Raw genomic sequence first — 19733 nt, forward strand, 5'->3', positions numbered from 1 at the left:
AAAATAAAAAGCCCGCTTAAACATAGCGGGCTTGGTTATTTGGGTATTGGTGAAAACTAGAAGCCGTGATCTTCTTGCTCTTCCGCTTTTACCATTTGTATAGGATCAAGCTTAAGCGTCTGAGTAGGGAACGCGATATCTGCATCGTGTTCTTTAATGATGTTGATTACCTTAAGCAGTATGTCCTGCTTAACCTCATGGTATCTCACCCAATTCACGGTTTTAGTAAAGGTATAGATAAAGAAGTGCAATGATGATGGACCGAATGTATCGAAGTTGACGATAAGTGTTTGGCGTGCATCAATGTCTTTGTGATTTTTCAGCATTTCTTTTACCGCGGTGATAATTTGCGGCATTTTTTCAGCATCGTCGTAACGAAGTCCAATTTTTTCGTAGATACGTCGGTTCAGCATGCGAGATGGGTTTTCTACGACAATGCTGCTAAACACTGAGTTTGGCACATACAGTGGACGCTTATCGAAAGTTCGGATAATGGTCATACGCCAGCCAATGCGTTCTACCGTCCCCTCTATTTGTCGGTCTGGAGAACGGATCCAATCGCCAACTTTAAATGGACGATCGAAGTAGATCATAAGACCTCCAAAAAAGTTAGACAGCAAATCCTTCGCCGCTAAACCGACGATCAAACCACCAACACCACCGAAGGTAAGTAGGCCCGATAGTGACAGACCAAATGCCTGCATTACGGTTAGAATTCCGACGGTAATAAAGAACAGGCGCGCGACCTTAGCTATCGCTTGTACTGTTGTTTCATCTCGGTTCTTTTGTTCGAGAACATGCTCTTCAACATTGGTAATGAGCCGCATAACGGTCCATACGAAGATGCTGATGATTAAAATCAGTTTCAGCGTACTTAACCAGTTTATTTTATCGTTGAGCTCGCTCTCTAATATGATGCCGATAGAGACGGTTGCTGGCCAACACCAAATGAGTGTACTGACTGGCGCTTTTAGCGCATCAAGCAACATGTCATCCCAGTGGAAGGGCGTTTTCTCTACGAGCGCAGCGAGGCGAGAGCGGATCAGCCGCCAAGTTATCCAAGCTATAAAGCTAGCGAGCGTAATGAAAAGGACGCTTCCACTCCAATTTTGATGAGACGTTTCAATGTAGCTTTGTAATTCGGTAAACCACTGTGGCATATGTAACTTATTTCTAGTGAACCATGGAAGGAAAGGTAGCAGATATTACTCCTTCACCCCAGTGATTTCCTTTAAATCATTTACTTATGTCTAAACCGTCCGAGATGGACTTTTCCTTCCGATGACAAGAGAGTCACCTCAATGTTCTGTTGAGCGACCGCCTCATGCATGTTCAGAGGTACGCTACCAATGATTGAGGGTTGATATTTGGACGATCAATTATAACTTCTCTGACTTATCGCTAACATTTATCTTAAGTAAGTGTGAGAGTGTATTGGCTCTTGAATTAGCGGAGGCAGATATGGAATTTACAGAGCTGGATCGAAACGCGCTCTACGACATCTGGATGTCACAAAAAGCCAAAATGCACATCACTCAAATGGAAATGGCTAAGCGCCTTGGTTTGAGTCTACACGAGTTTTCTGGCTTGTTACGTGGTAATTCTCCACTGACGCTAGGTTTTGTAAAACAGCTATGCGAGCAGCTACATGTACGTCCTGGTCAGGTGATTCCGTCTTTGACGGAGCGTGATCTATCTGCATCTGGTACCGTTTATTTACAAAATCGTGTGACGGTGGATGGTGATATCAGTAACGTGTTTATCGACGGAAACCAAGTCGTGATCGAGTACGTTCACCAAGTTAGCTAGCTTGCTCGTCAAATTATCGGGTTGAAGAGCAATAAAAAACGAGCCACTGTTGGCTCGTTTTTTCGTTTCTGTTTTGCTCGCTCGCAAAGATTATGGGATTTTCACTAGCGAATCGCGTGAAAGATCCGCGATAGACTTAGCTCCAGTCAGCGTCATTGCTACACGCATTTCTTTATCGTACAGATCCAGTAGATTTTCAACGCCTGCTCCGCCTTGTGCTGCCAATGCGTACACAAATGAACGGCCAAGAAGCGTACAGTCTGCACCAAGTGCGAGCATACGAACGACATCAAGACCAGTACGAATACCAGAGTCTACGAAGATCTTAAGATCACCTTTTACCGCATCCGCAATGCTTGGCAGTGCTTTAGCACTTGAAAGTACGCCATCTAACTGACGGCCACCATGGTTAGATACCACAATGCCATCTGCGCCGAAACGTACCGCATCTTTCGCGTCTTCTTCATCTAGAATGCCTTTGATAACCATTGGGCCATCCCAAAAATCACGAATCCACTCAAGATCTTTCCAGGAGATAGAAGGGTCGAAGTTTGCGCCTAACCAGCCGATGTAATCTTCTAGCTTTGTTGGTTCGCCACGATAAGTAGAGATGTTACCTAAGTCGTGCGGTTTACCAAGTAGACCCACATCCAGCGCCCAGCTTGGGTGGCGCATCGCCTGGAATACACGACGCATGGCCGCGTTAGGGCCACTCATACCTGAGTGCATGTCACGGTAACGTGCGCCAGGAACTGGCATATCAACGGTAAACACCAGCGTTGTTACGCCTGCTGCTTTTGCACGCTCAAGTACGTTTTTCATAAAGCCACGATCTTTAAGCACGTAAAGCTGGAACCACATTGGACGTTCAATTGCAGGTGCGACTTCTTCAATCGGACAAACCGAAACAGTCGACATAGTAAATGGGATGCCTTTTTTCTCGGCTGCTTTTGCTGCTTGCACCTCGCCTCGGCGCGCGTACATACCAGTTAGACCAACAGGAGCTAGCGCGATTGGCATTGCCAGTTTCTCACCGAAGATCTCGGTTTCTAGGCTCAAATCTGTCATATCGCGTAGGACGCGTTGGCGAAGAGCGACATCACCTAAATCGTCAGTATTACGCTTCAGCGTGCGTTCGTCGTAAGAGCCGCCATCAATATAATGGAATAGAAACGGGGGAAGCTTGGCTTTCGCGGCAGCGCGGTAGTCAGTAGAAGCTGAGATAATCATAATGGTGTCCTAGCGGTTATTCTAAGCAAAGTTGTGGAGCAATTTGCTCTTTCGTTGAGCCTTCATCGCAAAGCAGTGAAGACATCAAAATGAGTATAGTTACCTATGGTTCACTTACGTTTGAATCGGTGATGTTGGTAACCCATTTACATAATTGGTTGAAAAATTTTATTAAATCACTCAATCAGTTATGCAAACTGGAAAGGGTGACACAGCTGTCGGGGGAATTGATGTAGCAAGCTAAATCAACATGTCGGGGTAGTAGTGCAGACAGCTGTGTCAAATTAGGCAGGGCTGTAAACCCTGCGTTTCGCGTTACTTCATCAAGACATCTGTCATTTGGAAGCCATAAATCAGAACCAATCCAATAATGCCTGTCATTACAATGTAGTAGAACGTAGGGATAATCGTTTTACGCAATGTTGCGCCTTCACGACCAAGCAAACCTACCGTGGCTGATGCGGCAACAACGTTGTGAATCGCAATCATGTTACCTGCAGCAGCACCGACGGCCTGGAGTGATACAACAATCACACTCGAAATAGACAACGTTTGTGCCACTTCGAATTGGAACTGGCTGAACATCATATTTGATACCGTGTTTGAGCCAGCGATGAACGCACCCAGTGCACCAACGGTGGCACTCAGCGCTGGGAACGCAGAACCAACAAGGTCAGAGGCGAAGTTTGCGGTTGTGACGGGCATACTTGCTAGGTCAGCACCGTTGATGCCTGAGTTGATAAAGATACGAACCATCGGAATGGTAAATACCAAGACAAAACCCGCCCCAATCAGTGTTTTGCTTGACTCGCCAAATGCTTCACGCAATGGCTTTACGCTGCCGCTTTGTAACATTGCAGCAAGTAGTGCGACAAACACCAGAATGCCACCAGGAAGGTATAACGGCTGAATCGCAGCGCTAACGCCAGTCTCACCAAGAATGTTGCTGAACGACAAACTTACGCTTTGTACAAAGCCTTTCAGTTCTGGGCTTACGCGGCTTGCGACGAGAATAACTGCCAGCATTACATATGGAACCCAAGCTTTTACGATGCTCATTGGCTTGCCCGGATTGTCGTTTAGATCGACTTTTAGCGAACCTAACCACTCTGCAGGCCATTTGTCTTCGCTTTCGAAATCCCACTTAGTCTTTGGTACTAAGAAGCCTTTTTTCGCTGCGGTAACAACGATAGACAGACCAACCAAACCACCGATAAGTGAAGGGAACTCTGCGCCCAAGAATACGCCGGTTAACGCGTATGGAACGGTGAAAGAGACACCAGCGAATAACGCAAATGGTAGAATATCCAGGCCTTCACTCCAGCTTCTGTTCTTGCCGAAGAAACGTGTTAACATCATCGCCATTAATACCGGGATCATCGTACCTACGACTGCGTGAATGACAGCAACGTGTGCTGTGATATCTTGCAGGTACATTTCCCACGTTGCACCTTGTGCGGCCAACGACTCACTGATGTTATGGGTGTCTAAACCTTTGTTTACACCTACGATGATAGGCGTGCCTACCGCGCCGAATGAAACAGGCGTAGACTGAATCATCATGCCCATTAGGACAGCGGCTAGCGCAGGGAAGCCGATTGCAACCAGTAGTGGTGCAGCGATTGCTGCCGGGGTACCGAACCCAGATGCGCCTTCAATGAACGAGCCAAAGCACCAAGCAATGATGATGGCTTGTACACGGCGGTCAGCCGAAATATCGGTAAATCCATTACGGATTGTGGTGATCGCTCCAGTGTGTTTTAAAGTGTTGAGCAAGAAGATGGCACCAAACACGATCCATAGAACAGAGACAGTAATGCCGAGTCCTTGGAATACGGAAGCCAGTACGCGATTGGCTGACATATCCCAAAACATAAGTGCGATAGCGACGGTTAGACCGAACGCGACAGGCATGGCTTTTTTAGCAGGCCAGTTGAGACCAACCAATAAGATGGCGGCAACAACAATTGGCGAAAATGCCACTAGGGCAAGTAGGGTTTCACTCATTTGTACATCCTTCGTACGCTGACTTCTCGAACGGTGTCAATCCGCTGTAGAGGTGACTTTTTGTTGTAATGGTTTTGTTAATTTGGCGTGAATTTACTCCTTTATTTTTTGTTGATATAGGGAAATAATGAAAATAATTAATTCCAAAAGTGACATAATGGTATGAGAGCAGACGACTTAATCCTATTTTCTCAAGTAATCGAACTTGGTAGCTTTAGTAAGGTTGCAGAGGCAAATAACCTTACAAATTCGGTAGTTAGCAAAAGAATGGCGAGGTTGGAGGAAGAAATAGGGGCTCAGCTATTATATCGAACAACGCGCAAATTAACCTTGACCGAGGCAGGTAAGGTGTTACTCCACAGTGCTAAAAATGTGAAGCAGGCCACTCAGGAGGCTATGGATGCTGTTGCAGGCTTTGGAGAGAATGTGAGCGGTCATATAAAAATGTCCGTGCCGTGTATCTCTGGAGATTTGATACTTGCTGATGCTGTTGCCGAATTTTGTAACCTTCATCCGGGTCTGACCGTGGACATGTCATTGGATAATCGCTTTGTCGATTTAGTGGCTGATGGTTACGATTTAGTCATTCGAACTGGCTACTTAGCCGACTCTAGTTTGATCGCACGACATATTCTCGATTCCCAATGGGTGGTATGCGCGTCACCTTCTTATATTGCGAAAAATGGGAAACCGATCGAGCCGATTGATCTCACCACGCACAATTGTCTGCAATACGCTTACCAAACCACAGGTGCAACGGATTGGGAGTTTAAAGGAGAAGGTGGCAATTACATCGTCAAAGTATCGGGCTGCTTTTCTACTGATAACGCGACCGCATTACGTAAAGCCGCTCTGGGCGGCCATGGTATTGCTTACGTCCCGCGCTGTTTGGTGTATCACGATATTCGTAATGGTCAACTGGTGGATATTTTTCCTGAATTAGTAGGTAAAAAGTTGGGTATCTACGCGGTGTATCCGTTTACTCGTCAACCACCGAACAAAGTGAAGCTGCTTATTGAGCACATTCGTGACCGATACTTAACGATATCTCATTATTTCTAGGTTCTTCATAGATTTAAAACAATGTCGTTGAAATCAAAATAGGGTGCTCTAAGGTAATCACCGCAATAAAACGATTGAAGATAAACAACTTAATAAAAACAACGGAGTAACACGGACGTTATGCATTACCCAAAAACACGTAAAGATTCTGTCGTGGACACTTATTTTGGTCACGACATTACCGACCCTTATCGCTGGTTAGAAGATGATCGCAGTGAAGAAACCGCTCAATGGGTTTCGGGTCAAAATTCGGTCACCTTCGATTTCCTTGGTCAGATACCGTACCGCCAACAAATCCGTGACTTAGTGGCGAAGAGTCAAAACTACGAAAAATATTCCCAGCCATTTGTTCGTGGTGACTACACCTACTTCTACAAAAACGACGGTTTGCAAAACCAAAGCGTATTGTATCGACGTAAAGGCGAGGGAGAAGCCGAGGTTTTCCTTGATCCAAATACTTTCTTCGAAGAGGGCACGACCTCTCTTGGCGAAGTCAGCTTCTCTAAAGACTACCGTTTGGTCGCGTATTCCATCTCGGAAGGGGGCAGTGATTGGCGTAAGATCTTTGTCATTGATACGGAAACCAAAGAACAGCTAGAGCCTGAGATTGTTGATGCGAAGTTTACGTCGATTTCTTGGCTGGGCAGCAAAGGCTTCTATTACTCAAGCTACGATAAGCCGCAAGGCAGCGAGTTGTCTGCTCGAACTGAGCATCACAAGCTTTATTATCATGAACTTGGTACACCTCAATCTGAAGATAAAGTGATTTTCGGTGAGTTGGATACGCAAGTTCATCGTTATGTGTCTGGTACGACGACGACAGATGATCGCTTCCTCATTATCTCTGGCGCAGAATCTACATCGGGTAATCGTCTGTTTTATATTGATTTACAGTCTGAGTTACAGGCAATTGTGACGCTGCGCGAGACAACGCAAGGAGACACCTACTTAATTGATAGCCAAGACGCAACCTTGCTGCTTTACACCAACCTAGACGCGCCGAATGGCAAAGTTGTCAGCTACAACACTCAGACAGAACAATGGGCTGACGTGATTGCTGAACAAGAACAGCCGTTAGAAATCAGCAAAGGTGGCGGTTATCTGTTTGCGACTTATATGGTAGATGTGCTTTCTAAAGTGCAGCAGTTTAACTACCAAGGTGAGTGGATTCGAGATGTACAATTGCCGGGAGAAGGCACGGCTTATGGTCTGGCGGGTAAAAAAGAAGAAACCACACTTTATTACACATTCACTAACTACGTGACGCCTCCGACGATTTTCTCATTTGATGTCGAATCTGGTGAATCGACACTGTTTCAGGAATCAAAGGCACCGTTCGATCGTAATGAGTATGAATCAAAACAGGTGTTTTACACCTCAAAAGACGGCACGCAAGTTCCGATGATCATCTCATACAAGAAGGGCATTGCACTTGATGGTAGAGCACCAACCATGTTGTATGGTTACGGCGGTTTTAACATCAGCCTTACTCCAATGTTTTCTGGCAATGTAGCCAACTGGCTAGAGTTGGGGGGTATATATGCTGTCGCCAACATGCGAGGCGGCGGTGAATACGGTAAAGCCTGGCACAACGCAGGCACTCAGCAGCAAAAGCAAAACGTGTTTGATGACTTTATTGCGGCGGCGGAATACCTGATTGAAAACGACTACACTAGCTCGGATCGCCTAGCGATTCGCGGTGGTTCTAATGGTGGTTTGTTAGTTGGAGCGTGTATGACGCAACGCCCTGAACTATTCAAAGTCGCGCTGCCTGCGGTTGGCGTGCTTGATATGCTGCGTTATCACACGTTTACTTCTGGAGAAGGCTGGAAGTATGACTATGGCACGTCGGAGCAAAGTGAAGCGATGTTCCAATACTTGCTTGGTTACTCTCCTGTTCACAATGTAAAAGAAGGCGTGCAATATCCTGCTACCTTGGTGACAACTGCTGATCACGACGACCGAGTTGTGCCAGCACATTCGTACAAATTTATTGCGGAGCTGCAAGACAAACAGCAAGGCGCTAATCCAGTATTGATACGCATTGATGTTAATGCCGGTCATGGTGCAGGAATGCCGCTGAGTAAGCAAATTGACCTCACCACAGACGTGTATGCATTTACGTTACATAATATGGGTATTGAGTCGATTTAATGCCCTAGTTGTTAGAAACTTCTGAGAATAAAAAAATGCCGCGACAGTGTCGCGGCATTTTTCATGGTTGGGGGAACTCAATTCATACTGTTTGCCAGTATTTGAGCCAGGTTGACTAAGTCTGACCCTTGAACCAACCAGTCTCGGCGGCCAAACCGAAAGGCAGCTACGCCATTCTTAAGACAAGATGAATTTATCACCTTTTCTTAATCCTAGTTTATGAATATGAAACTGTGATGAACCTAAGCCGCATTGTGCTGATTTTCACTGTTTTCAAGATCAAATGAGGCATCTATCAGTTTTTTCGTGTAGTCATTTTTAGGGTTTTGGAAAATCTTTTCGGCCGTACCTTGTTCCATGACCTCGCCCTTTTGCATGACTAGAACACGATCAGAGAGTGCTTTAACTACTGATAGATCGTGGCTAATAAACAAGTAGCCAATATTGTGTTTTTTCTGCAAATCTTTCAGAAGGTCAATCACTGTCAGTTGCACCGAGCGGTCTAATGCAGAGGTTGGCTCATCAAGCAGAATAAACGAAGGTTCAAGGATCAGTGCTCGCGCGATAGCAATACGCTGACGCTGGCCTCCTGAAAACTCGTGCGGATAACGGTTGATGGACGCGGGATCTAAGCGGACCTCACGGAGCACGTCGCGTGCTTTCTGCATACGTTCTTTTTTACTCAACATTGGTTGGTGGACAGTTAATCCTTCTGTGATGATCTCGCCGATAGTCATACGAGGAGAAAGCGAACCATAAGGGTCTTGGAATACCATCTGAACGTCTTTTTTCAGCTCAAAACGTTCTTTGTTTGTCAGCAAGGCCATATCTTGGCCTTTATATTCTATTTTGCCAGTTGAGGGCAGTAGACCTATCAAAGCTCGGCCGAGTGTAGACTTACCTGAACCGGACTCCCCAACGATCCCGAGGGTCTCTCCTTGTTTAAGCTCAAGAGAAATGCCTTTTACCGCTTCGAAGTACTCATTCTTGCTCGCAATAAAATGCGACTTTACCAAGAATTTGACTCGTATATCGTCGGCCTTTAAAAGCTGTGTAGCACTTTCGCTAATAGGCTCCTTACTGCCTTTAGGAATCGAGTTGATTAGCATACGTGTGTATTCGTGCTTTGGGTCCTCGAAGAGTGTTTGCGTTTCGCCTTCTTCGACGACTTCTCCTTTACACATCACAATGACACGGTCTGCAAAGTGTTTTACGACGCCTAAGTCATGAGTAATAAATAGGATTGCCATGCCCATCTGAGCCTGAATTTCTTTAATCAGGTGCAACACTTCTGCTTGAACCGTGACATCCAACGCTGTTGTAGGTTCGTCGGCGATCAAAATATCGGGCTCGTTAATCAGTGCCATCGCAATCATGATGCGTTGCAATTGACCACCAGAAAATTCGTGTGGGTACTTGTTGTACGCTTTTTCTGGGTTTGGCATATGAACCAATTCAAACAGCTCTAACACCTTTGCTTTTGCTGTTCGTCTGTCGACCGGGCGGTGACACATGATGGCCTCAGCGACTTGGATACCCACCCGCATGTACGGGTTTAGTGAGGTCATCGGCTCTTGAAAAATCATGCCAATGCGATCACCGCGAATACTTTGCATTTCACGCTCTGTTTTATCCAAGATGGAGCTACCCTCAAACATGATGGATGAGCTTTCATGAAAAATAGCGTTGTCTGGCAGTAGTTTCATCAGTGCATTGGTTGATACTGACTTGCCAGAGCCAGATTCGCCAACGATGGACAGCGTCTCGCCTGCTTTTAAATCGAAGCTAACATTCTTTACTGCATCGACGATCCCATCGTTTGTCGTAAAGCTGACTGATAGGTTGTTCACCGAAAGAATGGTTTTAGAAGACATCACAGATCCTTGTGGTTGATAAAGCAAATGATACTCAAGCAATGGACAGTACAAACCTAGCTGGCCTCAATGCTTGAGCTTTAGATTAATTATACAGGTGAGAAGGCGAAGCTTTTGCCGAACTCATTGCTTGCAAATGTAAGAACTGCTCATGCGCGCGCGTTACGTGCTCGAGTTCTATCATCCATTGAGCATTACGTTGGGCAGAGCAAAATGCCGCCATGTGAGCTAACAAGTCTTCGCTCTGTTGACCAAGTAGGTGACCTACGCGCTCAATCAGTTCATGGCTCTCTAGCTGCAAAAATTGAAATAGCGCGTAAGTTTGATTGAGTATTGAGAACGCATCATGTTGTAAGCCGAGTTTGTTGAGAATCTCTGATTGCGTCACGCTGGCATCTCTAAGCCCCGTAATGAGACATACAAACTGGCAAGGTTTAGTTTGTGCATTTTCTAGCGCTAAATGAATGTGGTTGGGTAGATTGTTGAGCACGTCGTCATATAAACGATGAGCTTCTGGCCAATGGCCTTGTTCCATCAGTTGCTCCGCTTTTAAGTAGCGCATCCAGCATTGCTCAATATTCATATCCATCTCCACAACATTTGATTTGTTTAGATATTAAATGAAATTGATTATCAATTGCAAGTGCGTGTTAATATCACTTATGTGTTCATAAAATGTCCAATCAATCTAGGGTGGAAGGTAAATCACTTAAAATTAAGCAAATAATCTCTACACTCAAATAACGAAAATAAGAAAAAAGGAAGTGGATATGGCAATACTAAGATTGGAAGCTAAGCAGCTATATTCTGTAGCAGATCTAGAGAATATGCCATGTAAGTCGACCAAGGAGTTACCTCCAATTGATGAAATCGTGGGCCAAGAGCGCGCGCAAAAAGCGGTCGAGTTTGCGATGTCCATCAAAGAGAAAGGGTATAACATCTACGCCATTGGTCAGAATGGGCTAGGTAAACGCACCATGATCTTGCGCTATCTGAATCGTCACCAGCACGATGCAGCAGCCCTGTTTGATTGGTGTTACGTTGCGAACTTTGAGGATACCCGTACACCAAAGGTATTAAAGTTGCCTTGTGGTATCGGAAATAAGCTACGTGTTGATATTGAAGCTTTAATGGGCAAATTATTGAATGCTTTACCCCTAGCATTCGACAATGAAATGTACTTTAGCCGCGCTGAGCGATTAAAAAATCAATTGGCAGCTAAGCAACAAAACGAGCTGGATCGTATTAGTCGAGAGGCAAAAGAAAAGGGCATCAGCCTAACACTGACTACGCAGGGGGATTATCAGTTTGTCGCCATGAACGGTGATGAGCTTCATACGGAAGAGTCTTTTGATGTACTAAGCAAAAAAGAACAAGAGCAATTCAGCGATGCTATTGATGAACTCGAAGTGAGATTGCGCTCGATGGTTCGTGAGCTTACGGAGTGGGAAGAGACATACAGCGATAAAATCAAAAAGCTCAATGATGAAGTGACACTTGATGTGATTACTCACTTCATCAAAAAACTCAAAGTGGATTACGCGCAATATTCCGAAATCAAAACCTACTTAACTGAGCTGCAAAAAGATATTGTTGAAAACGCAGATATCTTCCTTGACCAAAGTGGCGAGCAAGGCGAAATTGCGACGGCATCCTTGGATAAAAAATTGCCACGTCGTTATAAAGTGAACGTCTTGGTAAGCCGTAAAAGCAGCGAATTTCCTATCGTTGTTGAAGAAAACCCCAACTATCATTCACTCTTCGGGTCGATTGAGACTGCCACTTTCAAGGGAACGGTGTTTACCGACTTCTCGCTGATTCGCGCAGGGAGCTTGCATAAGGCGAATGGCGGCGTTCTATTAATGGATGCTCAGAAAGTACTTGAACAGCCTTACGTTTGGGATGGTTTGAAGCGCGCATTGCGTGCTCGTCAATTGAGTTTTACGTCTCTAGAAAAAGAAGTCACATTGACGGGGGCGGTATCACTCGATCCTGAACCGATTCCGCTTGATATCAAAATCATCTTATTTGGTGATTACCGAACTTACCAATTACTCCAACATTACGATCCAGAGTTCAGCGAGTTGTTCCGCGTGACGGCAGATTTCGAAGACGAAATGAAACGTACGCCGGAGTCTGAGCTGCATTACGCGCGCTTTATCTCTAGCGTGGTGCATGACAACAATATGCTGCATTGCGATCGCAAAGCCATTGCTCGAATCATCGAATACAGCTCACGTTTGTCTGGCGACCAATCCAAGCTATCTCTACATTCGGCTAATATCGCCAACTTGCTTCGAGAGTCGAACTACGTAGCTCGTCAAGCCAACTCCAACATGATTCGTATTGGGCATGTTGAAGAGGCGCTCAATAACCAAGAAATGCGAGTAAGCCGATTACGCGATAACGTAATGGAAACCTTTATTAACGGCACAACGCTGATTCGCACCGAAGGAGAAGCCGTAGGCCAAGTCAACGCACTTTCGGTATTGAGCACTAGTGACTACATGTTTGGTGCACCGAATCGCATCACAGCGACGACGTGTTACGGTGATGGGGATGTTATCGATATCGAGCGCAGCGTGGATTTGGGTGGCAGTATTCACTCTAAGGGCGTGATGATTTTGTCTGCCTACTTATCTTCCGTATTTGGTAAAACGGCACGAGTGCCATTAACGACCACCATTACCTTTGAGCAATCTTATGGTGGTGTTGATGGTGATAGTGCCAGCATGGCTGAGTTATGTGCGGTTGTGTCTGCTTTTTCAAAGCAACCAAACCGACAAGACATTGCGATAACAGGGTCGATGAATCAATTTGGTCAAGCTCAGCCTATTGGTGGCGTAAACGAAAAGATCGAAGGCTTTTATGATGTGTGTGTAATTAAAGGTCGTCATGACGGGCAAGGGGTCATTATTCCGCGCTCTAATGTTCACAATCTAATGCTTCGTTCCGACATCGTGAAAGCAGTCGAAAAAGGTGAGTTTAATATTTGGGCGATTGGCCATGTTACTGAAGCTATCGAATTGTTTACGGGGAAAGTTGCTGGTGAGCCAACTGATGAAGGTTCTTATCCAATCGATACCATTTTTGGCCTTGCTCAAGCTAAGCTCAATTCGTTGAGAAAATAGGCTGAAACCGTCCTAAATGTGAATGTATCTCATCATAAGTGATCATAATTTATCATAACGACAATATCCCGACGCTACTGTCGGGATATTGTCAATAACAGATTGAAAATGGAGAGTTTTTGTACTAGACAAAAGTGTGATCGACCTCTAATATTCGCCACTTGTTTATTCGTCTGGGATTTATCCCGTCGCAAGGAAGCATAGATATTCAAACTGCCGAAAAGTAACGTTGTTATAAGCACAGCTCGAGTTTGTTTGGATATAGACATCACGCATACAACTGAGGCCCTGTCATGCAGTTATCACTGAAAAATTTGTCAGTACGAACGCAAATTTTGGTTCCGGTATTATTTACCGCGATTGTTTTGTTTATTGCTCTTTGGATTACTAAAAACAATCTTCAAGCAGAGCAAGATGTTATTGCTTCCAACCAAGAATCTTTGGTTTTTCACAAAGACACATTGGCGAGTATTGACGACCAAATTTACCCTCTGCGCATAAGCGCGGTTTACGCTATTTACGATGCTTCTCGTCGTGAGAATTTTCTAACCGAATTGAAAGAAGGCTTAAAGCAAGTTGATGCCGATTTAAGTGCAATTGAAGCCCGAAATCTATTCCGTGACGATGCCGTTAAAGTTCGCCAAGCAATTGAATCCTATGTGCGATATTCAGAGCGCTCAGTTGCTTTCTTCAACCAATACGATCAAGGTTTGAAATCGGATAGCGAGTACCGTGCATTTGTCAAAGAGTATCGCAATGTTGGCCGAGAAATGGTCCAACAAATTAACACACTATCAAAGCATGTAAACGAGCAAGCTGAACAATCTACTATCAGAAGTCATCAGCAAAATGAACGTGTGCAAAATAACGCTATGTTGACGGTTTTAGCGGTATTTGCTTTCTCATTGATAGGCGCTTGGTTCCTATCTGGCATGATTGTTACACCAATCCAAAAGCTGCAAGAAGTGATGCGTCAGTTAGCAATGGGTAATCTATCAGTACGTGCAGATGTCGATGGGGACAATGAGATCTCTAAGCTGAGCAAAGATGTAAACCAAACCGCAGAGCAGTTATACAACACTGTGGACCAGTTAACCCGTATTAGTGAGGAAGTTGCATCTGCATCGACCGAATTAGCTGCGGTAATGACGCAAGCGGAAGCGAACGCTCAACAAGAGTTGGCGGAGATCGAGCAAGTTGCATCTGCGGTTAATGAGCTTGCAAGCACTGCGAATAATGTGAGTGATAACGCGACCTCTGCTGACGCAACTGCGCGTGAAGCTGATGGACTTGCTCAATCAGGTTTGGCCATCTTCCAAGAAAGTGCGGAAGCAAGTGCGCAAATGTCTCAAGCATTGAACGATGCAGCGCAAGTTGTTTTGCGTCTAAAAGAGCAATCTGTACAGATCAACGATGTTATTGAAGTGATTCGCGGCGTATCTGAGCAGACCAACTTGCTAGCATTGAATGCTGCGATTGAAGCGGCGCGAGCTGGAGAATCTGGTCGTGGTTTTGCGGTAGTAGCTGATGAAGTACGCATGCTAGCAGCTCGTACTCAAGACTCGACACAAGAGATCCAAACGATCATTGAAGAGCTTCAAGCGCAGTCTGGGCTGGCGAATGACAGTATGCAAGTCAGCCTTGATATGCTTAGCCGCAACAACGAGCTGACGCAACAAGCGAATGAAGCGTTGGTTGGAATTACCGAGTCGGTCGCCAACATCAACGATTCAAACACGCAAGTAGCAACCGCAGCCGAAGAGCAGTCTCAAGTTACTCAAGATATCAATCGCAACGTGGTTAACATGTCGGAGCTTGTAAACCAAAACGTAGCGGGCATCAGCCAAAGTGCAAGTGCGAGTACTGAGCTTTCATTACTTGCAGAGAAGCAGAAAGAGCAATTAAGTTTCTTTAAGCTTTAATTCATCATCTACTTATCAAATCTCTAAATCCCTGAGTGAATGCTCAGGGATTTTTTTGTTTGTAATAATCGGATTTATTATCAATAAGTCTATCTAAAACAGTCAGTTAACAAGATTTTTTTGCGGGCAATATCACGTTTTGTGATATTGTTTTTACATTTTTTTCGTCAATTTTTTTTTGACGCGAACATTTTTTTTAACTCAACCGATAACTTGATGGTTGAGAGGTATTCATATCGTCATTTTAAGTGGTGTTTTCTTCTATAAGTGCTGTTTATTCAACACGTTGCGTGAAAAATAACAGCTGCTACTATGCCGCCAGTTTTCTCGTTGGTACAGAAAAGTCCTGTTTTTCTGGTGAGAAAACACATATAAAACAATGATATGGAAAATAACAATGAAATTAAAAACTTTAGCTGTAGCAGTGGCGCTAATGGCATCAGGATCTCAAGTTGTCGCTTCAGAACTATACAACCAAGATGGCACTTCTCTTGAGATGGGCGGCCGCGCTGAAGCGCGTCTTTCTATGATGGATGGTAAGGCAGAAGACCGTACTCGCATCCGTCTTAACTTCCTAGGCAAACAGGAAATCAATGAAAACCTATACGGCGTTGGTTTTTGGGAAGGTGAGTTCAAAACAAAAGAAGAAGGTGCCGTAGATAACAATAGTGATCTTGAAACTCGTTACGCTTATGCAGGTCTGGGTGGCAAATACGGTGAAGTAACTTACGGTAAAAACGACGGCGCACTAGTGGTTCTTACTGACTTTACTGACATTATGGCTTACCACGGTAACACAGCAGCACTTAAACTGCCTGTTTCTGACCGTACAGATAACATGCTGTCTTACAAAGGCCAATTCGAGCAACTAGCTGTACGCGCTAGCTACCGTTTTGCTGATCGCACAACAGATGCACAAGGCTTTACAGACAACGAGGAAGATGGCTTCTCTCTATCTGGTGTTTACGCGTTTGCTAACACTGGTTTTGAACTAGGTGCTGGTTACGCAGATCAAAACGACAGCGATGAGTTCATGCTGGTAGCTGCATACTCTGTAGGTGACTTCTACTTCGCTGGTAACTACACTGGCGCGGATATGGATGTTGCAGGTAAGACTTTTGATTACAAAGGCTACGAACTAGCCGCTGCTTACACTATGGGTCAAACTGTATTCACTTCTACGTTCAACAAAGGTGAACTAGAAGACGCAGATACTGTAGAAAACCTAGCTGTTGATGTAACTTACTACTTCAAGCCTAACTTCCGTGGCTACGCATCATACAACTTCGATCTAATGGATAACGAAGGCGCGGCTGAAAAAGATGAGCTAGCGCTAGGTCTACGTTACGACTTCTAAGTCATGACTCTTATCTAAGATACTGCCTTATTCTTAGTAAATAAAAACCCCTTACTGAAAAGTAAGGGGTTTCTTGTTTTCTAGCACTTCAAAGCTTCTTGATAAGCGATAGGGGTGATCAAATCTATCTTTTTAGTGTGAGCTTAGTACCATCAAATTTGAGGTGACTGAGGAGGTTTTTAGCGTTGTTTTTACCAACCTCATCAAACTCCATTCCGTAGCGAGCATAGTGCGTTGATTTTTGTAAATTACAAATACGACCTCGCAACGGCGCTAGCATACGACTTTCTCCGGGCATCGTTAGATCCAATGAAACGTGGTCACCAACCTGAAGTGGTCGGCTCATCGGTGATGTTACAAAACGACAGCCACTACGAGATAAATCTCTTATTTCGCATTCAGTTCGATAGGCTTCTAAACAAACACGCGCTCTCAAATTTACTTCGTAACGCACTTCTTTGCGAAGCTGAAAGACCTGCATAGTGTTGGGTAGGTCTAGCACCAAAATTGGGTACGGATCGCCTAGTCGATGCTGCAATTGGGCCCGAAATGGGATAACGGCCCCTTCACCTCGATGAGAGTAGGCTTTTACATTGATCCAAAAGCCTTCCTGAAAATAGAACTTCAAGTCTTCATCGGAGATGTTCGGAACCTCTATCAATGCAGTATTATTTGAGTGACAGCCAACAAATGTGCTGGTTGTAATAAACTTTGTACCAACGGGGGTGGTGACGTTTAAGCTCACTTCACTGCCGTGTTCGACCATTGCCATTGCATCGGTGCTATTTAATGTACTTGCCTGACGTTCTGGTGCCTTCTTGCTTTGCAGAGGTAGCTTGCCGTCTCTGGCAATTGGGCTCATATTTCTCATTATAATTGTCGTACCTGATGTAAGAAGGTAATCGCGTGAGGCGAAGCAGCACTCTCGCATGGTATCGATTTTATTCAGTGATATAGTTTGATTCAATCAATCTGTAACAAAAATTAGAGAGCAAGATATGCATAAAGTAACTCATGAGACCACGAATAGTACATTCTGGGTTGATTTAGAGCAGGGTTATAAAGCCAAGGTGATTTATCAGCTTAAGGGTAATGTCATGCACATTACATCAACGGTTGTTCCTGAAGCACTGCGAGGTAAGGGGTACGGAAAAGTGATGATGGAAGCGGTGTTGCCAGAAATTGAGTCACTCGGTTATCAAATCAAACCAGTTTGCCCATATGTTATTCACTACATGGAGAAGAACCAAACGTGGTCACATCTGCTCACATGATGAGTAACAACCACCAACGCTACCAAAATATTGGCCAGGAACTCAATCTCGGTAATTACCGCTCTGTAGAAGTCATACAATCGCTATGGGGAGGCTATGGGGAGTTAGTCCGAGTTACTTATTCTACTGGTTCAGTGATCATTAAGCATGTAAAACTCCCTAAGCCTTCAGAGCATCCTAGAGGCTGGAATACGGACCGTTCTCATCAAAGAAAGTTGCACTCTTATCAGGTGGAAGTGAATTGGTATGAGTATTTTTCCGGAGGGGTGGATACTCGCTGCCGAGTACCACAAGGTCTAAAAACGTTCCAATCGGAGAATGAATGGCTCATTGTGATGGAAGATCTCGCCGAGGTGGGCTTTCCAAAAGTCATCACAGATGCACAGCTAGAGCATCTACAAGCCTGCCTCACTTGGTTGGCGAACTTTCATGCGCGATACATCGATGTTCGTTCGGATAAGTTGTGGCATACCGGAACATACTGGCACTTAGCAACCAGACCCGACGAGCTTGAAGCATTGCAAGACACTGAGCTACAAAATGCGGCTCAATTGATTGATCAAACGCTTTCGCAAGCTAAGTTTAAAACACTAGTACACGGTGATGCCAAATTGGCGAACTTCTGTTTTGATGAAGAAGAATCAAGCGTTGTTGCGGTTGACTTTCAATACGTTGGATGTGGGTGTGCAATGAAAGATGTGGCACTGTTTATGAGTAGCGCCGTTAAGCCAGAACGTTGTGCAGAGATGGAAGTTTGGGTTTTGGATACGTATTTTGCTCAGTTGCAACACGCGCTAATTGTCTATCAACCGAATCTTGACCCTAATGAAGTCGAGCGTGAGTGGCGTCCTTTGTTTGCTGTGGCTTGGGCAGACTTTCAGCGATTTGTGAAAGGTTGGAGTCCCGACCACTGGAAGATCAATCCCTACACAGAAGCATTGACTCGCAGAGCGTTGGCTTACTTACGAAAGTGAGTCGAAGTTTAAAAAGAAAAGCCTCCAATTAGTAGGAGGCTTTGTTTTATCTTTGGCCTGGTCTGATGCGCGCCATGTAATAGGTATTGATGAATTCACCATCACGGAAGGAACCGTCAATCGCTTCACCCTCAATTTGAAATCCATGCTTTTTATAAAGCCCAATGGCGGCGTCGTTATCGGCATTGACCTCTATCTGAATTCTTCTCACATTTAACCAGTTATCTGCTAGTTCAGTGACTGTTTCTATCAATTTGCTACCAATACCGAGTCCGTGGAAACTATCATGTACTCCGATGCCAAACGATGCCGTGTGCATCGTTCTTGGACGTAGAGAGTGGTGAAAGCCAATATTTCCGACGACTTTACCATCAATTTCAGCGACATAGCTATAAACACCATCAGGTATGTTTGACAATCTTTCCACCCACATCGCGAGCGAAGGCTTTGGGAGTTGCAGGGTTTCACGTTGTGCTTTTGGTTGTGAATAGATTTCTACGAGTGCCGCTGCGTCTTCGACGGTCGTTGGACGTACGATAATTTCCATGCCTCTCTCCTTCGCTTTTTAGTTTTAATTTTTAATCTAACCACAGTTTTCTTATTTGGATAGTGTTTTTTTATGTTTAATGGATAAATGCCTTTTAAATTAGCTTGTTATGATGTCATTTTTTGAATTTTTAGTAGTGATTTATCATCGAATTGAGCGAGTAGATTGCAAAGGTGTTGAATTATTGTACTGAGAATGGCGCGTACTGCAGAGTATCGTGGTGAATTTCATGTCGCAGTAAATAAACGCATTTAGTCAAACTGTGACGACGGCACTGTGCGTCAGTTGACTTGAATCAATAGAGGATGGGGTTACCTCCTATGAGGTATAGGGAAACGACACGTTTAGGGCTATTTATGCTTAACTTGATAAGGGAGTTTTGTTGAGGAAAT

At 44.6% G+C, this 19733-nt stretch carries 15 protein-coding genes; 8 read left to right on the forward strand and 7 right to left on the reverse strand.

What is annotated here, in order from left to right:
* Window positions 1-56: 56 nt before the first annotated feature.
* The gene (locus R7190_RS01745) at window positions 57-1160 is read right to left on the reverse strand and encodes a mechanosensitive ion channel family protein (protein ID WP_025768576.1); all 1104 of its coding nucleotides are present in this window, start codon (window positions 1158-1160) and stop codon (window positions 57-59) included.
* A gap of 301 nt (window positions 1161-1461) precedes the next feature.
* On the opposite strand from R7190_RS01745, the gene R7190_RS01750 reads away from it, so the two are divergent.
* On the forward strand, window positions 1462-1809 hold the full coding sequence (locus R7190_RS01750) for a helix-turn-helix domain-containing protein (RefSeq protein ID WP_005375109.1): 348 nt from the start codon (window positions 1462-1464) through the stop codon (window positions 1807-1809).
* 90 nt (window positions 1810-1899) lie between these two features.
* Here R7190_RS01750 and lldD read toward each other — a convergent pair whose 3' ends face one another.
* Together lldD and R7190_RS01760 are read right to left on the reverse strand one after the other, a co-directional pair.
* Window positions 1900-3039: an FMN-dependent L-lactate dehydrogenase LldD gene (lldD, locus tag R7190_RS01755; RefSeq protein WP_005383962.1), complete on the reverse strand. Its 1140-nt coding sequence runs from the start codon at window positions 3037-3039 to the stop codon at window positions 1900-1902.
* A 315-nt stretch (window positions 3040-3354) separates the two neighbouring features.
* The gene (locus tag R7190_RS01760) at window positions 3355-5046 is read right to left on the reverse strand and encodes an L-lactate permease (protein WP_005375111.1); all 1692 of its coding nucleotides are present in this window, start codon (window positions 5044-5046) and stop codon (window positions 3355-3357) included.
* A gap of 162 nt (window positions 5047-5208) precedes the next feature.
* Here R7190_RS01760 and R7190_RS01765 point away from each other — a divergent pair, with 162 nt between their 5' ends.
* Complete coding sequence (locus R7190_RS01765) at window positions 5209-6108, forward strand: LysR family transcriptional regulator (protein WP_186585104.1); 900 nt, start codon at window positions 5209-5211, stop codon at window positions 6106-6108.
* A gap of 120 nt (window positions 6109-6228) precedes the next feature.
* Window positions 6229-8262, forward strand: coding sequence for a prolyl oligopeptidase family serine peptidase (locus tag R7190_RS01770; RefSeq protein ID WP_318137504.1), 2034 nt, complete (start codon window positions 6229-6231; stop codon window positions 8260-8262).
* 242 nt (window positions 8263-8504) lie between these two features.
* Here the strand turns inward: R7190_RS01770 and R7190_RS01775 are convergent, their stop codons facing one another.
* Both R7190_RS01775 and R7190_RS01780 read right to left on the reverse strand, forming a co-directional pair.
* Window positions 8505-10136 (reverse strand): ABC transporter ATP-binding protein, encoded by a 1632-nt coding sequence (locus R7190_RS01775; protein ID WP_186585106.1) that lies wholly within the window; start codon window positions 10134-10136, stop codon window positions 8505-8507.
* A gap of 85 nt (window positions 10137-10221) precedes the next feature.
* On the reverse strand, window positions 10222-10719 hold the full coding sequence (locus R7190_RS01780) for a hypothetical protein (RefSeq protein WP_017635485.1): 498 nt from the start codon (window positions 10717-10719) through the stop codon (window positions 10222-10224).
* A gap of 187 nt (window positions 10720-10906) precedes the next feature.
* Here R7190_RS01780 and R7190_RS01785 point away from each other — a divergent pair, with 187 nt between their 5' ends.
* The 3 genes from R7190_RS01785 (at window position 10907) to R7190_RS01795 (ending at window position 16546) form a co-directional block, all read left to right on the forward strand.
* A complete protein-coding gene (locus tag R7190_RS01785; RefSeq protein ID WP_042521651.1) occupies window positions 10907-13267 on the forward strand; it encodes a Lon protease family protein in 2361 nt (786 codons plus the stop codon).
* Between the two features lie 293 nt (window positions 13268-13560).
* Window positions 13561-15189 (forward strand): methyl-accepting chemotaxis protein, encoded by a 1629-nt coding sequence (locus tag R7190_RS01790; protein WP_005375120.1) that lies wholly within the window; start codon window positions 13561-13563, stop codon window positions 15187-15189.
* A gap of 397 nt (window positions 15190-15586) precedes the next feature.
* A complete protein-coding gene (locus tag R7190_RS01795; RefSeq protein ID WP_064354918.1) occupies window positions 15587-16546 on the forward strand; it encodes a porin in 960 nt (319 codons plus the stop codon).
* A gap of 124 nt (window positions 16547-16670) precedes the next feature.
* On the opposite strand, the gene R7190_RS01800 is transcribed toward R7190_RS01795, so the two are convergent.
* Window positions 16671-17417, reverse strand: a complete 747-nt coding sequence (locus R7190_RS01800) for a flagellar brake protein (protein WP_042521645.1) — start codon at window positions 17415-17417, stop codon at window positions 16671-16673.
* Window positions 17418-17544: 127 nt separating this feature from the next.
* Here R7190_RS01800 and R7190_RS01805 point away from each other — a divergent pair, with 127 nt between their 5' ends.
* Both R7190_RS01805 and R7190_RS01810 read left to right on the forward strand, forming a co-directional pair.
* Window positions 17545-17820: a GNAT family N-acetyltransferase gene (locus R7190_RS01805; RefSeq protein ID WP_005375124.1), complete on the forward strand. Its 276-nt coding sequence runs from the start codon at window positions 17545-17547 to the stop codon at window positions 17818-17820.
* Window positions 17817-18794: a phosphotransferase gene (locus R7190_RS01810; protein WP_132936476.1), complete on the forward strand. Its 978-nt coding sequence runs from the start codon at window positions 17817-17819 to the stop codon at window positions 18792-18794. The genes R7190_RS01805 and R7190_RS01810 overlap by 4 nt, the downstream gene beginning before the upstream one ends.
* A 46-nt stretch (window positions 18795-18840) precedes the next feature.
* Here the strand turns inward: R7190_RS01810 and R7190_RS01815 are convergent, their stop codons facing one another.
* Window positions 18841-19341 carry a GNAT family N-acetyltransferase gene (locus R7190_RS01815; RefSeq protein ID WP_017820512.1) on the reverse strand — a complete coding sequence of 167 codons (501 nt, stop codon included), beginning with the start codon at window positions 19339-19341 and terminating at the stop codon, window positions 18841-18843.
* Window positions 19342-19733 lie beyond the last annotated feature (392 nt).

It is taken from the genome of Vibrio sp. 1078-1 (assembly GCF_033340475.1).

Bases quoted from the DNA above. Each gene is read 5' to 3' on its own strand.
- R7190_RS01805 (WP_005375124.1), top strand. From the start codon at position 17,545: ATGCATAAAGTAACTCATGAGACCACGAATAGTACATTCTGGGTTGAT.
- R7190_RS01760 (WP_005375111.1), bottom strand. From the start codon at position 5,046: ATGAGTGAAACCCTACTTGCCCTAGTGGCATTTTCGCCAATTGTTGTT.
- R7190_RS01785 (WP_042521651.1), top strand. From the start codon at position 10,907: ATGGCAATACTAAGATTGGAAGCTAAGCAGCTATATTCTGTAGCAGAT.
- R7190_RS01780 (WP_017635485.1), bottom strand. From the start codon at position 10,719: ATGAATATTGAGCAATGCTGGATGCGCTACTTAAAAGCGGAGCAACTG.
- R7190_RS01800 (WP_042521645.1), bottom strand. From the start codon at position 17,417: ATGAGAAATATGAGCCCAATTGCCAGAGACGGCAAGCTACCTCTGCAA.
- R7190_RS01745 (WP_025768576.1), bottom strand. From the start codon at position 1,160: ATGCCACAGTGGTTTACCGAATTACAAAGCTACATTGAAACGTCTCAT.
- R7190_RS01790 (WP_005375120.1), top strand. From the start codon at position 13,561: ATGCAGTTATCACTGAAAAATTTGTCAGTACGAACGCAAATTTTGGTT.
- lldD (WP_005383962.1), bottom strand. From the start codon at position 3,039: ATGATTATCTCAGCTTCTACTGACTACCGCGCTGCCGCGAAAGCCAAG.
- R7190_RS01815 (WP_017820512.1), bottom strand. From the start codon at position 19,341: ATGGAAATTATCGTACGTCCAACGACCGTCGAAGACGCAGCGGCACTC.
- R7190_RS01775 (WP_186585106.1), bottom strand. From the start codon at position 10,136: ATGTCTTCTAAAACCATTCTTTCGGTGAACAACCTATCAGTCAGCTTT.
- R7190_RS01770 (WP_318137504.1), top strand. From the start codon at position 6,229: ATGCATTACCCAAAAACACGTAAAGATTCTGTCGTGGACACTTATTTT.
- R7190_RS01795 (WP_064354918.1), top strand. From the start codon at position 15,587: ATGAAATTAAAAACTTTAGCTGTAGCAGTGGCGCTAATGGCATCAGGA.
- R7190_RS01810 (WP_132936476.1), top strand. From the start codon at position 17,817: ATGATGAGTAACAACCACCAACGCTACCAAAATATTGGCCAGGAACTC.
- R7190_RS01765 (WP_186585104.1), top strand. From the start codon at position 5,209: ATGAGAGCAGACGACTTAATCCTATTTTCTCAAGTAATCGAACTTGGT.
- R7190_RS01750 (WP_005375109.1), top strand. From the start codon at position 1,462: ATGGAATTTACAGAGCTGGATCGAAACGCGCTCTACGACATCTGGATG.